At 60.7% G+C, this 14,354-nt stretch carries 9 protein-coding genes and 7 pseudogenes; 8 read left to right on the top strand and 8 right to left on the bottom strand.

The annotated features are described in order from the left end of the window. Positions 1 to 58: 58 nt before the first annotated feature. Positions 59 to 2,018: pseudogene (locus tag KZO24_RS26595) on the top strand (protein-L-isoaspartate(D-aspartate) O-methyltransferase). 56 nt (positions 2,019 to 2,074) lie between these two features. Here the strand turns inward: KZO24_RS26595 and KZO24_RS26590 are convergent. Next, positions 2,075 to 2,572 carry a class I SAM-dependent methyltransferase gene (locus KZO24_RS26590; RefSeq protein ID WP_486488112.1) on the bottom strand — a complete coding sequence of 166 codons (498 nt, stop codon included), beginning with the start codon at positions 2,570 to 2,572 and terminating at the stop codon, positions 2,075 to 2,077. Positions 2,573 to 3,034: 462 nt separating this feature from the next. On the opposite strand from KZO24_RS26590, the gene KZO24_RS26585 reads away from it, so the two are divergent. Then, complete coding sequence (locus KZO24_RS26585) at positions 3,035 to 3,406, top strand: hypothetical protein (protein ID WP_486488111.1); 372 nt, start codon at positions 3,035 to 3,037, stop codon at positions 3,404 to 3,406. A 36-nt stretch (positions 3,407 to 3,442) separates the two neighbouring features. On the opposite strand, the gene KZO24_RS26580 is transcribed toward KZO24_RS26585, so the two are convergent. The 3 genes and pseudogenes from KZO24_RS26580 to KZO24_RS26570 all read right to left on the bottom strand — a co-directional run. Further along, positions 3,443 to 3,634 (bottom strand): DUF3008 family protein, encoded by a 192-nt coding sequence (locus tag KZO24_RS26580; protein WP_486488110.1) that lies wholly within the window; start codon positions 3,632 to 3,634, stop codon positions 3,443 to 3,445. A gap of 32 nt (positions 3,635 to 3,666) precedes the next feature. After that, positions 3,667 to 4,185 (bottom strand): annotated as a pseudogene (locus tag KZO24_RS26575) (SDR family oxidoreductase); the annotation flags it as partial. 16 nt (positions 4,186 to 4,201) lie between these two features. Next, a pseudogene (locus KZO24_RS26570) lies at positions 4,202 to 4,339 on the bottom strand (IS3 family transposase); the annotation flags it as partial. Between the two features lie 345 nt (positions 4,340 to 4,684). Here KZO24_RS26570 and KZO24_RS26565 point away from each other — a divergent pair. Together KZO24_RS26565 and KZO24_RS26560 are read left to right on the top strand one after the other, a co-directional pair. Further along, positions 4,685 to 4,879 carry a hypothetical protein gene (locus KZO24_RS26565; RefSeq protein ID WP_069709770.1) on the top strand — a complete coding sequence of 65 codons (195 nt, stop codon included), beginning with the start codon at positions 4,685 to 4,687 and terminating at the stop codon, positions 4,877 to 4,879. Next, positions 4,869 to 6,940 (top strand): annotated as a pseudogene (locus tag KZO24_RS26560) (recombinase family protein). The gene KZO24_RS26565 and the pseudogene KZO24_RS26560 overlap by 11 nt, the downstream one beginning before the upstream one ends. A gap of 23 nt (positions 6,941 to 6,963) precedes the next feature. Here KZO24_RS26560 and KZO24_RS26555 read toward each other — a convergent pair. Continuing rightward, positions 6,964 to 8,003 (bottom strand): annotated as a pseudogene (locus KZO24_RS26555) (IS3 family transposase); the annotation flags it as partial. A 95-nt stretch (positions 8,004 to 8,098) separates the two neighbouring features. Between KZO24_RS26555 and KZO24_RS26550 the strand changes: the two are divergent. Both KZO24_RS26550 and KZO24_RS26545 read left to right on the top strand, forming a co-directional pair. Next, positions 8,099 to 8,440, top strand: a pseudogene (locus KZO24_RS26550) (site-specific integrase); the annotation flags it as partial. A 147-nt stretch (positions 8,441 to 8,587) separates the two neighbouring features. Beyond that, positions 8,588 to 9,105: pseudogene (locus KZO24_RS26545) on the top strand (MgtC/SapB family protein). 68 nt (positions 9,106 to 9,173) lie between these two features. Here KZO24_RS26545 and KZO24_RS26540 read toward each other — a convergent pair. Both KZO24_RS26540 and KZO24_RS26535 read right to left on the bottom strand, forming a co-directional pair. Then, entirely contained in the window at positions 9,174 to 10,253 is a 1,080-nt protein-coding gene (locus KZO24_RS26540; RefSeq protein ID WP_486486303.1) for an IS630 family transposase, read from the bottom strand. Between the two features lie 89 nt (positions 10,254 to 10,342). Next, positions 10,343 to 10,945 carry a DedA family protein gene (locus KZO24_RS26535; protein WP_486488109.1) on the bottom strand — a complete coding sequence of 201 codons (603 nt, stop codon included), beginning with the start codon at positions 10,943 to 10,945 and terminating at the stop codon, positions 10,343 to 10,345. 161 nt (positions 10,946 to 11,106) lie between these two features. Here KZO24_RS26535 and KZO24_RS26530 point away from each other — a divergent pair, with 161 nt between their 5' ends. Both KZO24_RS26530 and KZO24_RS26525 read left to right on the top strand, forming a co-directional pair. Further along, positions 11,107 to 12,120 carry an IS110 family RNA-guided transposase gene (locus KZO24_RS26530; RefSeq protein ID WP_486488058.1) on the top strand — a complete coding sequence of 338 codons (1,014 nt, stop codon included), beginning with the start codon at positions 11,107 to 11,109 and terminating at the stop codon, positions 12,118 to 12,120. Between the two features lie 380 nt (positions 12,121 to 12,500). Continuing rightward, positions 12,501 to 12,887 (top strand): DUF1206 domain-containing protein, encoded by a 387-nt coding sequence (locus KZO24_RS26525; RefSeq protein WP_486488108.1) that lies wholly within the window; start codon positions 12,501 to 12,503, stop codon positions 12,885 to 12,887. A gap of 15 nt (positions 12,888 to 12,902) precedes the next feature. Here KZO24_RS26525 and KZO24_RS26520 read toward each other — a convergent pair whose 3' ends face one another. Further along, complete coding sequence (locus tag KZO24_RS26520) at positions 12,903 to 14,279, bottom strand: IS701 family transposase (protein WP_486488107.1); 1,377 nt, start codon at positions 14,277 to 14,279, stop codon at positions 12,903 to 12,905. Positions 14,280 to 14,354: the final 75 nt, after the last annotated feature.

The raw sequence follows: 14,354 nt of genomic DNA, 5'->3' as shown, positions 1-14,354 counted from the left end.
GGACAAAGAGAAAGGCGTAAACACAATGTTGCCCGACTTCGAGGTGCTTCGCGGCCGCATGGTCGACACCCAGCTTGTCCGGCGCGGAATCCACGACAGGCGCGTGCTTAAGGCAATGCGCACCGTTCCGCGCGAACGCTTCGTGCGCGAGGACTTGGAGGAATTCGCCTATGATGATTCCGCGCTTCCGATCGAGGAAGAACAGACCATCTCGCAGCCCTACATCGTCGCACTGATGATCGAGGCGGCCGAGGTGGGGGAGGGCGACCGCTTGCTGGAGGTGGGTGCCGGCTCTGGCTATGCCGCCGCCGTCGCCAGCCGCATTGCCGGACGGGTGACCGCGATCGAGCGATACGAAGCCCTAGCCAGGCTTGCCGCTTGCAGGATCGCGGCGCTCGGTTACGACAACGTCGACATCCACGTCGGTGATGGCACGACAGGTTGGGTGGACGCGGGCCCCTACGACGCGATCATGGTCACGGCTGGCGGGCCGGCCATCTCCGACGCTCTGAAGCGACAACTGGCGCCTGGGGGCCGCATGGTCGTTCCGGTGGGCGATCTGGGGAACCAGATGTTGTGCAAGGTAAGGCGCATCGGCACCGATCATTTCGAAACCGAAATACTGGGCGCGGTGAAGTTCGTGCCGCTGATCGGGGCCGAAGGCTGGCTGGAGGACGGGAGCCTGGCGGCAAGCAACCATGCGCCGGGCGCGTCGCGCAATCTGACTCGGCCGCAGATGATAGCCAAGGCCGCCGAACCGCTGCCCGCTTTCGACGATCCGGCATTCGGCGTCCTGTTCGATCGCTTTGCCGATCGCCGGGTCGTTATGCTGGGTGAGGCGACCCACGGCACCAGCGAGTTCTACCAGGCGCGCGCGGCGATTACCCCATCTGGTCGCCCACCATGGTTTCACCATCGTCGCGGTCGAGGCAGACGGGCCCGATGCCGCCAGCGTGGATCGGTACGTCCGCCTGCGCGAAAAGCGCGGTGGCGCGGAGCGTTCGTTCCAGCGCTTCCCGACATGGATGTGGCGCAACATTGATGTTCAGGCCTTGGTCGCGTGGTTGCGCGAGCATAACGGCGGGGTGGAAGATCCGGCGGCACGAGCGGGTTTCTACGGCCTCGACATTTACAAAATGTCAGCTTCGATCGGAGCCGTGCTGGGCTACCTCGATCGGGTCGACCCGGATGCGGCCCGGATCGCCCGCGAACGCTATGGATGCCTAATGCCATGGCAGAAGGACCTCGCCACTTATGGCCGGGCCGCCCTGAGCCGGGGCTATGCCGAGTGCGTGGACGCGGTGATCGAACAGTGCCGGGCCCTCCTGGCCAAGCGGCTGGATTACGCGGAGCGTGACAAGGACGACTTCCTCGATGCCGCGCAGAATGCCAAGCTAGTGGCATCGGCCGAGCGGTACTACCGGATCATGTACTACGGCGGATCGGAAAGCTGGAACCTGCGTGATACGCACATGTTCCAGACGCTCGAGCATTTGCTTGAGGCCAAGGGACCGGATGCGAAAGCGATCGTATGGGCGCACAATAGCCACATCGGGGACGCACGCTACACCGACATGGGCATGTCTCGGGGTGAACATAACATCGGCCAGCTCGCACGGGAGCGCTGGGGCGAATCGGTTGCGCTCGTCGGCTTCGGCACTCATTGCGGCACGGTGGCCGCCGCGACCGACTGGGACGGCGACGTGGAGATCAAGCGCGTCAACCCGTCTCGCCGGGACAGTTACGAGCGACAGTTCCATAATAGCGGAGTCCCAAGGTGCCTCGTCGACCTTTCGCCCGAGCGTAACACGGCGCTGTGCCGTCGATTGTCGGAGCCGATGCTCGAGCGCTTCATCGGCGTCATTTACCGCCCCGACACGGAACTATGGAGCCACTACAGCCAGGCGACACTATCCCAGCAGTTTGACGCCTTCGTCTGGTTCGATGAGACTCGGGCGGTCACTCCGCTGGGTCCCGAACATCACCGGAGCGTGCCCGAAACCTATCCGTTCGAGTAATAGGTCAAAGAACGCCGGTCGCCCAGTAGAGCCGGCACGGTGGCACGTTCCGCCATTCAGAATCCGGTTTCCACCTTGGCGAAGCGTTCGCGAAGCAGCGGGGCGATCGCGTCGCGCATTTGATAGGCCAGGAAATGGCCACCGGGAGCAAGCACGGCGCGGCTGTCGTCCATGATCTTCCTCGCCGCCGATGGGGGCAACGTAGAGAACGGCAGGCCGGAGACGATGCAGTCGACCTGCTCGATGCCCAAGCAAGACAAGATCGAATGTACCTGGGCAGCGGACCCGGCCACTGGGTACAGTCTCTCGTCGGGGAGGTTTTCTTCTAGCCCGCGTATGAACCACTTTCCCGTGTCGATCGCCACGAGCCTTGCTTGGTCCGGCAGTAGGTCCAGCAAGGCGCGAGTAAATCCTCCGGCGCCAGGGCCGTACTCGACCACCCAGCAGGCATTATTCCAGTCTATCGGCGCAAGCATTCGTCGGATCAGACAACGCGAAGCGGGAAACGCCGATCCCACGCCGAGCGGCGAGCGCAGAAATTCCTTGAAAGACAAACTGAGGCCTGATCGCAAATCGTTTCGACCATGCGTTGACGCGGGAGCCGGGCGTAACCGGGTTGCCATGGTGCGAGCAGTGCTCAGTTCCGGAAGACGGGCACCACAAAGCGCCTGCCGTCATCTTTGCGCGCGGGCCGACTGGCGACCTCTGCAAGGCGCTGCTCTTCCGCCAACGTGAGTGAGGCGATGGGCTTGGGTCGAAGGCTTTGATCGTTCGTCGGAATCTTATGCATAGTGGGCACCTGCGGCTGCATTTAATCTTTGAAGATCCCTCTCCGCGTTCGGTTTCCGGTCACTGCCAAAAGTTAAGGCCATCGCCGGTGCCGCCCGCAGGAATGGCTGCGACACGCGCAGACGATTCTGGTGTTCCAGATATCTTTACATGAATCAATCCGAGGGAACTGCATAGACAGGATAGCGCATTGATGCCTGTATCGAAAATAGACCGAGGATGGGACGATGTCCGTGATTGGATGGAAGCTTGATACGCAGGAGAGAAGCTCGTTGTTGGAACGGTTTCCTCCAGAGTGGCCCGATGTCATAGCCGACCACATCACTTTGAAATTGGGCGCGGATGGCCACGATTGCCTGCCCTCGCAGAACAAGGGCAACATCGTTGGCGTGGTCAGTGACGGAAACGGGCTGCAGACGATGATCGTCGCCATCGCTGGCGAAACCGATCGCCCGGATGGAAGCACGTTTCACATCACTTGGTCGCTCGATCGCAGCCGTGGCCGTCATCCGGCAGAAAGCGGCGATTTGATTGCTTCGCAAGGATGGGTGCCTTTGGACATGCCAATCCCGATCCGGATTCTGCCTGTCCGGTACTGACGCACGCCGTAGCGACACTCGGGTGACCCGGGCGCTTCAGTCGCTCTTGCGCTTGTGCTCGGGTTTTCCCTTGCGCTTGGTTGAAGCCATGGCTTCAAGCTCTTTCTCGCTCATGGATTTCTCCATGGACCGCGACGCGCCTTTCAGGTTGCTTTCGGGCGTATCGCCGCGCTTGGCCGACAGGGCCGCGCCAGCGGCCTTCTGCTGTGCTGCGGACTTTGCTGGCATCTTCCTTCTCCTTCATGCTTGTCGTCCAAGGCTCACGGCCCGCCCCGGCCGCCGGTCGCGCCGAAGATCTGGCCCGTCGTGTAGCTGAACGCGGGATCGGCAAGCGCGACATACAACGGGGCAAGTTCCGCCGGTTGCCCGGGCCGGCCCAGCGGCGTGTCGGCGCCGAATTCGGTCAGCGTCTCCGGCTCCTGCCCGCCAGTGACCTGCAACGGCGTCCAGACAGGCCCCGGCGCCACGCCATTGGCGCGGATGCCCTTGCTGGCCAACCGCTTGGCGAGGCCCTTGGTGAAGTTCATGATCGCCGCCTTGGTGCAGGCATAGTCGATGATGTTCTCTGGCGGATCGTAAGCGGTTACAGACGTCGTATTGATGATTGCCGAGCCCGGCTTCATCAACGGTATCGCGGCTTTGGTCAGCCAGAACATGGCGTAGACGTTGGTCTTGAGCGTCGTATCGAACTGCTCTGTGGTAATGTCGAGGATCGATGTCTGGCTGACCTGCCGCGCCGCGTTGTTGATCAGGACGTCCAGTGATCTGCCCCCACCGAGTGGACCGTTTGGTTTGTTAGTGGATTAAGCCCATCGCCGCCATATCCGGACGGAGGTGGAGCGAAGCGGAACCGGAGGCCGGATATGGCGGTGTCGCCGTTTCCGGTGCCGGTGGTCGGTATCCCAGACTGCTATGCGGGCGGACGGTGTTGTACAACGCGGCGTCGCAACGCCCACGGGACCGAAGTTCGAGAAGTTCTTTATCGCTGGCATCCCTGGTCAGGGTGTCGTGTTCACGTTCATGAGAAGGTCGTGCGGGCGGGTCAGGATAGACTTCGCTGCAGCAAGACGGGAGCGACGTCGGACCGGTGGCTCGAGATTCCTGCATGGATGTTCGACCACGCCGCTTGCGCCCTGACGCGCATAGGCGCGTCGCCCCAGGTTGACGTCGGCGCGCTGAGCGCACTGGCCAAGCTTTTGCGAACGGCAAAGCCGGTTTCGGCATTATCGGTTTTGAGCGCAGCATCGAGCCCTTACGACTCACATTCGGGAGGTCTCAATGGCTTACAAGTCCAAGGTGTTGCAGCTCGATCTGTTTTCCTGTCCCCGCAATTCCGCGATAACCCCGACACCAAGATGGGACACGCTGCCAGCGCAGACGCGCCAGACATTGACGTCGCTGATCGTGCGCCTGCTGCTCGACCACGTCAACGATCCCGTCATGGAACAGCGGGAGGTGCGTGATGATCTGTGAGAAGATTGGGCCACAGCATCTCGACCGCAAGGCGATCCTGTATGTGCGGCAGTCCTCGGCGCATCAGGTCCTCCACAACCGAGAGAGCAGTGCCCTGCAATACGCCATGCGTGACCGTCTCACAGCGCTGGGCTGGTCGCACATCGAGACGGTCGATGACGATCTTGGTCGATCCGCGGCAGGCGGCGTGACGCGCGCCGGTTTCGATCGGATGGTTGCCGAGGTCTGTCTCGGCAAGGTCGGCGCGGTCGCGGCGCGAGAAGTCTCACGCTTCGCGCGCAACAGCCGCGACTGGCAGCAGCTTATCGAGATGTGCCGGGTCGTCGATACGGTTCTGATCGACCAGGAGACCGTGTACGCCCCGCGCCAGGGCAATGACCGGCTGCTGCTCGGCCTGAAGGGCAGCCTCAACGAGTATGAGCTGGACCTCCTGCGCCAGCGCTCGCTCTCGGCCCGCTACGAGAAGGCCCGGCGCGGCGAACTGATCGTTGCCGCCCCGGTTGGCTTCGTGAAGGCTGGCGACCGGATCGAGAAGGATCCCGACCGCCGCATCCAGGAAGCCATTACCCTTGTCTTCGACAAGGTGGCCGAACTTGGCAGCGCACGGCAGGCACTGCTCTGGTTCATCGAGCATGGGCTGGATCTGCCCGCAAAGCGCAACAACGGCGATGTCGTGTGGCGTAGGCCGAGCTATGCTACCATTCACCGGATGATCGAGAACCCGATCTACGGCGGAGCCTATGCCTATGGTAAAAGCCGTGCTGCAACCGGATATGATGGCACTACCATGCGATCGAGGAGCCGTCGCAAAGCACGAGATGAGTGGCTGGCGCTCATCCCTGGCTCTCATGAAGGCTATGTCAGCTGGGAGCGCTCGGAGGATATCCGCAAGATGGTGAGCGATAATGTTCCCACTAGTCGGCATCATGGAGCCGCCAAGCATGGCGACGCTCTGCTCGCCGGGCTCATCCGTTGCCGACGGTGCGGACGCAAGCTGACGGTGAGATACACCGGCGCCGGGCATGATATCCCACGCTATTCGTGTTGGAGGGACTGCTCGACAACGGCGAGCCGCGCTGCATCGCGTTCGGCGGATTACGGGTCGACGATGCGATCGAGCAATTGCTATTGCAAGTCCTTGAACCCGGAGCGATCGCCGCCTCGGTTGAGGCCGAAGCACAGGCCGCCGGCCGCCGGGATCAGGTTCGTGACGTGTTGATGCGCGATCTCGAGGCGGCACGCTACGCCGCCGACCGAGCTTTTCGGCAATACGATGCCGCCGATCCGCAGAACCGACTGGTGGCATCCGAACTGGAAGCGCGATGGAACCGCGCCCTCACGCGTGTAGGCGATGTGGAAGCCCGGATTGTCGCGCACGACGCCTCGGCAACGCATCCGCCATTGCCGCCGCTCAAGGATATCGATGACCTTGCTGGCGAACTCGAAGCCGTGTGGAACGCCCCACACTCCGATACGCGTGTGAAGAAGCGCATCGTGCGCACCCTCATCCAGGAGGTGATCGCCGATATTGACGACGACGTATCCGAGATCGTTTTACTGATTCACTGGGTCGGCGGCATCCACACCGATTTGCGGCTGCCCAAGCGTCGCAAGGGACAGCGCAACAGCACTTCGGCCGACATCATTGCCGCCGTGCGCGAACTGGTTCTCATCGCCAATGACGATCTGATCGCCGGCATCCTCAACCGGAACGGGCTGGTGACGGGACACGGCAACCGCTGGACTCGCGAGCGGGTCACCGCGCTGCGATCACATCACCGGATCCCCGTCTTCCGCACAGTCACCGACGGCCCCGCGCCGTGGCTTAACCTGAGCCAGGCTGCCCGCCACGTCGGCGTGGCTCCTAAAACCCTCCGGATCGCCGCCGAAGCCTGCGAGATCGAAGGCATCCACCCTCTGCCAGAAGGACCATGGATTTTCAGTCGCACTGAACTCGACGGATCAGCCGCCCACCACCTTGCAAAACGCGCGCGGCAAAATCCAAAATACCCCACGGGATCACATCCCAGTCAACGAAGCCTATTTTCTTCAACCACATAGACAGATGGGTGTTATGAAGCAGGATTGTAATGCCGCCGCCAAGCTTCGATCAGCACCTTGGCTTCGGCGAGGCTGTAGAATATCTCGCCGTTGAGCAGTTCGTCGCGAAGCGACCCGTTGAAGCTTTCGTTATAGCCATTCTCCCATGGTGATCCCGGTGTGATGTAGAGCGTCTTCACGCCGATCTGCCCCAGCCATTGCTGGACGGCGGTCGCGATAAATTCGCTGCCATTATCGGACCGTATATGTGCCGGAGGGCCGCGCGAGATGAACAGGTCGGCTAAGGCCGCCAGAACATCCTCATGCTTGAGCTGACGCGCCACGACGAGCGCCAGGCACTCCCGGCTGGCCTCATCGATGATGGTCAGGATGCGGAACTTGCGGCCATCATGCGTGCGCCCTTCGACGAAGTCGTACGCCCATACATGTCCCGGATATTCCGGCCGCAGGCGGATGCACGATCCGTCATTGAGCCATAGACGCCCGCGCTTTGGCTGGCGCTGCGGAACCTTCAGCCCCTCACGCCGCCAGATCCGTTCGACCCGCTTATGGTTCACCGTCCAACCCGCATGGCACAGCAACGCCGTCACCCGGCGGTAGCCGTATCGACCATATTGCTTTGCCAGTGCGATGATGTCCTCCGTCAGCGCCTGCTCGTCATCCGCCCCGCGCGGCACCTTGCGCTGCGTCGATCGATGCTGACCCAGCACCCGGCATATCCGTCGCTCGGATACCGGAAACTCTCGTCGCACATGATCAATGCAGCGTCGCCGCCGCGCGGGGCTTAGAAGTTTCCCTTTGCCGCCTCCTGCAGGATCAGCTTGTCCAGGGTCAGATCGGAAATCGCACGGCGAAGCCGCTGGTTCTCCTTCTCCAGATCCTTCATCCGCCGCGCTTGGTCGGTCTTCAGCCCGCCATATTCCTTCCGCCAGCGATAATAGGTCTGCTCGCTGACCGCGATCCGGCGGCAGGCTTCGGCCGTGCTCGCTCCCTGTGCCAGCACAATCTCAACTTCACGCAGCTTGCCGATAATCTCTTCCGGCTTGTGCTTCTTGCTCGGCATTCGTCGTCCCTTTCGTGGTCCAGACTATCATAATCTCTGGGCCACTCAGCGGGGGCAGATCACAACCGTGTTTACGTATAGCCCGATGGCGCTAAACTCTGCCGAAGCCCGCAGTGGCGGCAAGCGCCGAGTACGCCTTGGGGCAAAGAGCCCTTCATCCCGGCTCGATCGGGCTGATCTGGCGCGCGATTATTCGGCGCACGTTCGACGAAGGCGCACTTCCGGACCTGGCGATGGACGATCTGGGACGCCTTCTGCACGAGTAAGCGGCCACCCGACCCGGGCTGGGCTAAACCAGGACCGGTTCGCCAGCATGGAGGCAGTGGATGGGATCATGGACGCGCTACGATGGAGAGCTTCGTATGCCGCACGCCTATAATCGTAACCTGGCCGCAGAGCATGGGGCGGCCGGGAGACTTATGAAGAAGCAGGGTTAGGGCTGGCGGCGGGTGGTTGCTGGAGCAAAATTGTTTTACCACCGTTGACCAAGCAGCCGGAGTCGAAGATCACGCGAGGCTGCATATCAGTCACGAGCGTGGCGTAATATGTTATATCTAATGGATCCGATTTGAAACGGACGGAAGATGCTTGAAGATGATGTGACCACGACCCTTGCGAGACTCGGCTTGGCCACGGTGTTGGGTCTGGTTCTTGGTTTCGAACGAGAGCGGCGTGGCCATGATGCCGGTCTTCGTACGCATGGCCTCGTGTCACTCAGTTCCGGCATGCTCACCTTATCTGCGCTGGAGCTCGTGGAGCACCATGGTGAAGGTGATCCCGTTCGCGTCATTCAAGGTCTCGCGCAGGCAATAGGGTTCATTGCAGGCGGTCTCATATTTGTGAGGGAGGGGATGTGCGGAACATGACCACCGCCGCCAGCCTGTGGATGGCGGCTGCGGTAGGGATCACCGCCGGAGCCGGGCAGTACGTCTTGGTAACGGCAGGGACCGCGCTTGCGCTTTTGTTGCTCGCCGCAGTGACGTTGGCCGAGCGCGTATTCCCTCGGCGCGATAAAACAGACGGCCATCCAAAAGAAATACAGATGCCTAACCGCCGAGGATCTGCTTCTCCTGCCGGAAAAGACCCGGTGGACGATACGTAAGCACGGCGAGGACATTGTCCGTCTGTTTCGAGAGTTCCGATCAACCTGTGACCTCAAAAAATCCGGTGCTAGTGGCAGGAATCTAACACTTGATGCCCGCGCCTGACGGCGGCGATGATCTTATCTGGGTCTGCGGTCCAGACGAATGGCTTTGGGCTTTCATTGTGCTCGGCAAGGAAGCGGTTGATGGCCGCCTGGAGGTCGATGAGCGAGTGGAAGACGCCGCGTTTGAGACGGCGGTTGGTCAGCTTGGCGAAGAAGCCCTCAACGGCATTCAGCCATGAGCATGAGGTTGGCGTAAAGTGGAAGGTAAAGCGCGGGTGCCGGCCGAGCCACTCGCGCACTTTGAGATGCTTGTGGGCGGCGTAGTTATCGAGGATGACGTGGATCGCCTTTCCTGCGGGCACCTGTGCTTCGATCAGGTTCAGAAAACGGATGAATTCCTGATGACGGTGCCGCTGCATGTTGCGGCCGATTACGGTGCCATCGAGCACGTTGAGCGCAGCAAAGAGCGTGGTTGTGCCATTGCGCTTGTAATCGTGGGTCATGGTTCCGGCCCGTCCCTTCTTGAGCGGGAGGCCAGGCTGCGAGCGATCGAGCGCTTGGATTTGGCTTTTTTCGTCGAATGACAGCACGATCGCGTGCGCGGGCGGCGAGACATATAGCCCGACGACATCGCGAAGCTTTTCGACAAACTTCGGATCATTCGATAGCTTGAATTGGCGAACGCGGTGGGGTTGCAGGCCATGAGATCGCCAGATCCGCTGCACCGAACTGACGCTGATCCCAACCTCGCTCGCCATCATCAGCGCCGTCCAATGGGTGGTCTCGCCGGGCGGATCTTCGAGCGTCCGAGCAACGACCCGGTCGGTCACCTCGGGAGCCAAGGGCGGGATCCGCGACGGACGGGTCTTGTCGCGAAGCAGTCCTTCGACTCCTTCTTGCATGAAGCGCTCTTGCCATCGCCATACGCAGGTCTTCGAAGTCCCAGTTCGCCGCATGATCTCGTTGGTGCCGACACCCTCGCTCGTCAGGACCACGATCTCGGCGCGCCATGAATGCTTCTGCGCCGAGTTGCGGTCCTTGATGATCCGATCGAGCCGGTCTCGGTCGGATGGGGAAAGGCTGATTGAGATACCGCTGCGCATCCACCCTTATCGCACAACCGGCAAACTTCGGGAATCCACTTCAGGACTCTTCTGTCAGACCTTGACCACTAGGTTTTTTAATAGGGAGATCAGCTCTTTCTGAAGGTCGACACGCGATAGATGTAGACGATTAAAATACTAACCATGATCAAGGTGCTTGCAGGGCCGAGGTAACGCTCGATAGCATCGAACTTGGTGCCCAGGATGTAACCGGCAACACCCAAAGCCGTTGTCCAAAGCCCGGCTCCAAGCGCCGTCAGGAATATGAAGCGGCTGATACTCATATGAAAAATGCCTGCTGGGATTGAAATGAGCGTTCTGACCCCGGGCACAAGGTGACCGAGTGGCACGGCCCAGTTACTGTGGTGCTCGAAGCGAGCCTTCAGTTCGTCGATCTGCTGCGGCTGCAGCGTGATCCAACGTCCGTGGTGGTAAGCCCATTTTTTCAACCGCTCGTCCCCTACTACGCGAGCCACGGCGTACCAGAAGCAAGCTCCAGCGAGAGTTCCGCCTGTCCCCGCGACGAGAACCCCGGTCAGACCGAGCGTGCCCTTGCTAGCGGTGAAACCGGCCATTGGCATGATGACTTCAGATGGCAAAGGTGGGAATAAGTTCTCCAGGAACATTAGCAGCGCGATACCCACGTAACCCATCTGCTCGATCATCTGCGTTATCCAGTCGGTCAAAATCATGCTCCATGTTCTCGACCGGGCGTCCCGGCCATGCCGGCATGAACGTCGCAACGTTATAGATCGCTCCAGGCAGCAACTTGAACTGATGCGGTGGATGCCTCCCTTCACCGGGCATTGTATGATGCTCAATGGCGCCATGGCGGCGCCCGAAGGAGGAGCATATGGCGAATGCACACATGCTGTCGATCGACCTGGCGAAGCGCAGCTTCCAAGTCTGCGCGACTGATCGAGCAGGGTCGGTTCTATATAACCGGACGATCTCCCGATCTAAGCTGGAGGCACTGCTCAAGGAGCATCCCTGCTGTATCGTTGCTATGGAAGCGTGCGCGACGAGCCATTTCTGGGGTAGATTTGCCGGCGCAGAAGGTCATGAGGTTCGGTTGATCCCGCCAATCTACGTGAAGCCTTTCGTGAAGCGGCAGAAGAACGACGCCGCAGACGCGGCGGCCATTGCTGAAGCTGCTGTACGCCCGAACCTGCATTTCGTTGCGGTCAAAAGCGCAGAGCATCAAGCGAGAGCTGTGGCCTATCGCACCCATCAATGTTTTGTGAGCCAGCGAACGCAGACTATCAACGCGCTACGAGGACACTTGGCCGAGTTCGGCCTGGTATTCCCCCAAGGGGTTCCTCATCTGAAGGAAATCCGCGCAGCCATGGACGACGAGGATGTCGACGTGCCTTCCAGTATCCGGGAGATCGCAGACCTCTACCTCGAGCATATCGACACCCTGTCCGCGAAGATTGACGAGCTTTCACTCAGACTACGGGAAGCCATGGCGGTCAGCGTTGAGCTTCGCCGCCTTTGCACGGTGCCGGGCGTCGGCCCGGTGACCGCCGGTGCGATTATGGCATTTGCACCAGATCTACGGACGTTCGCCAGTGGCAGGAACTTTGCGGCATGGCTCGGCCTGGTGCCGAAGCAGCGATCAACGGGCGGAAAATCCCGCCTCGGGTCCATGAGCAAAATGGGTCAAAGCGACATTCGCAAACTTCTCGTCGTCGGTGCGATGAGCAGGATACGATGGATCGTGCGCAAAGGCGTTCTCCCCGACAACTGGCTGGGCCGCATGATGGCTCGCCGGCCCAGGATGGTGGTCGCGGTCGCACTGGCGAACAAAATGGCGCGGACAATCTGGGCGATGATGACCCGCGAGGAAGACTACCGTTTGGCGTGATGGCGTAACTGCCATAGCGCTCGGGGCCTCGGTCCCGACAAGGAGATCGACTGATACTATGCGGCAAGGACTTCAATGTTCACGATACGGCTAACCAGTCTCGGGGCGAGAGCAAACCAAGCTCGCTGAACCGATGTGGCCCGGATCGTTCGAACTGCATAACGGCCCGTGGCGTCAGCAAGCCACATCAGAGGCCTGACACACGACCGATGAAGCGCTCTGCCGAGCAAAGTCAGAAAATCACCTTGCAATCTGGGAGGCATCCACACACGACCCTGCTCGATCAGTCGCGCAGACTTGGAAGCTGCGCTTCGCCAGGTCGATCGACAGCATGTGTGCATTCGCCATATGCTCCTCCTTCGGGCGCCGCCATGGCGCCATTGAGCATCATACAATGCCCGGTGAAGGGAGGCATCCACCGCATCAGTTCACAGGCGCACAAAGCATATCATGCAAGTTTTGATGAACTGGGCGGAGATGTGCCAGCCCCGGCCTATGTGACGTGGATCGGCAGGTTCGGATACGGCTCGCGCGCCGTAGTTTTTGCCGTGATCGGTTGGCTTTTGATTGCCGCTGCCATTCATCATGATCCCGCCCGGGCTGGCGGTTTTGGCGAGGCATTGAAAGAACTTCGCGCGCAACCAAAAGGCGTGGGGCTTTTATCGATAATTGGTGTTGGGCTAATGCTGTTCGGCGTATTCAGTCTCGTTGAAGCCCGTTTCCGGCGCCTTGCTGTTCCGCGGGTACAGAGTCCCTTGCGGCCTTAGCTCGGCTTTGTACGATCAGGTAGCGAAGCATAGTGCCTGAGCCATACGTTTTAGGCGGGTTGTGGGAATATAGTTCGGTTCTGGGTGCGGCGGGGAGTGTTGATTAATGTCGCCGACCCCGAGTTGGAGACGGGCAGCTCCGATGGCGTCACTGAATGTCAGGTTGGTTTTTCGATACCAGGCGGCGGAATAAGGGGTGCTTTTAATGGTCAACAGATCGCAGGCCCATAGCGATATTAGGCTGTAGAGACCCAGCAGCGCCGGCGTGGTTCGCGCTATGGCTTTGTCGGTCCACTGGCGCTGTGTTTCGACACCAAGGTGAGCGCGGGTTTCTGCAAAGGTGACCTCGATCTGCCATCGGCGGACGTAGAGGGCGATTATCTCGGCGGGCTCGAGGGTGATGTCGGTACTGAAGAAGGCCTGCGGGTCGCGCTTTGCGTCAGGATCGCGAACCAGGACCCAGCGGACCGGCAAGACCGGGGTGCCGGGCCTGTACCATAGGGCGATGTCAGATGTGATCTCGAGCGTCTTGCCGCCCGCATGGCCATACCAGGCAGAGACGAGAATGCTGGTCCAGCGTGTCGCCGGGTTGGCGAGGAGCGTCTTGAGTTTTGGTAGTGCTCGCCCTTTCTGTGCGGGGCGCCCCATCGTGCGTGCCGTTCGCCTCGCAGGCTGTGCAAACAAGTTGGCATCGAGCCGCAGGCGGCTGATGAGTGTGGCCCGGCGAACAATTGCATGTGCCAGTTCGTGGACAGCAAAGCTGCTGTCGCCAATGAAGATGATCCGCCGACCCGGCAGCCAGCGAGACAGCTGCAACGCGCCCTGCCGGGCCCAGTCCGTCAGCAATTTATGACGACAGCCGCGTTGACGGTTCGATCGTTCCGAAGGAGCGAGCAACGTCAAGACTGGCAGCGCCTTGATCAGGCGGGTCCATGACACCGGGGTGAGCACCATAAAGCTGAGCCAGCGCAGTCCGCTAGCTTTGACGAAATGGCCGTGACTGGAGCGGACCGGGTCGCGGTAGATACCCCGTGCGGTGATCCGGCGCCCCCATCGCCGCTCAATGGTGTCGTCCATACCGATGACCACAGGACCATCGGGGACGATCCGCTCGACCACAATGCCCAGTAAACGCCTGGCAACGGCGCGGGAGCTCCAGCGGGCGCGGTTGAGGATCTGGTGATAGGTTGCAAAGTTGGCAGCATCGGCCCGGCCGGTCACACGCAGGCAAGACGTGACGGTCCGTTTGCCCGTGGCCAGCAGCCCCCCATCACAAGAACAAGTAACATGCTCCCAACTGGGAGCCGTAAAGCAGGGACGCCATGCCTGCAGCCATTGGCGCAGGATCTGGGGGACGGGATCGCCGATCACGGCCTTGTTCTGGTCCAACATCCCATGCTTCGAATCCTGACTGAAGCACGTTGCAACGCTTAGGCTGTTGCCATGCGGTGAGGTGACTCGAATATG

It is taken from the genome of Novosphingobium sp. NFX11 (assembly GCF_057376415.1).
This window is presented reverse-complemented; position numbering and strand designations above follow the sequence as displayed.

Coding starts and splice junctions, on each gene's coding strand:
- KZO24_RS26535 (WP_486488109.1), bottom strand. CDS start 10,945: ATGATTTTGACCGACTGGATAACGCAGATGATCGAGCAGATGGGTTAC.
- KZO24_RS26565 (WP_069709770.1), top strand. CDS start 4,685: ATGGCTTACAAGTCCAAGGTGTTGCAGCTCGATCTGTTTTCCTGTCCC.
- KZO24_RS26520 (WP_486488107.1), bottom strand. CDS start 14,279: ATGTTGGACCAGAACAAGGCCGTGATCGGCGATCCCGTCCCCCAGATC.
- KZO24_RS26585 (WP_486488111.1), top strand. CDS start 3,035: ATGTCCGTGATTGGATGGAAGCTTGATACGCAGGAGAGAAGCTCGTTG.
- KZO24_RS26540 (WP_486486303.1), bottom strand. CDS start 10,253: ATGCGCAGCGGTATCTCAATCAGCCTTTCCCCATCCGACCGAGACCGG.
- KZO24_RS26580 (WP_486488110.1), bottom strand. CDS start 3,634: ATGCCAGCAAAGTCCGCAGCACAGCAGAAGGCCGCTGGCGCGGCCCTG.
- KZO24_RS26530 (WP_486488058.1), top strand. CDS start 11,107: ATGGCGAATGCACACATGCTGTCGATCGACCTGGCGAAGCGCAGCTTC.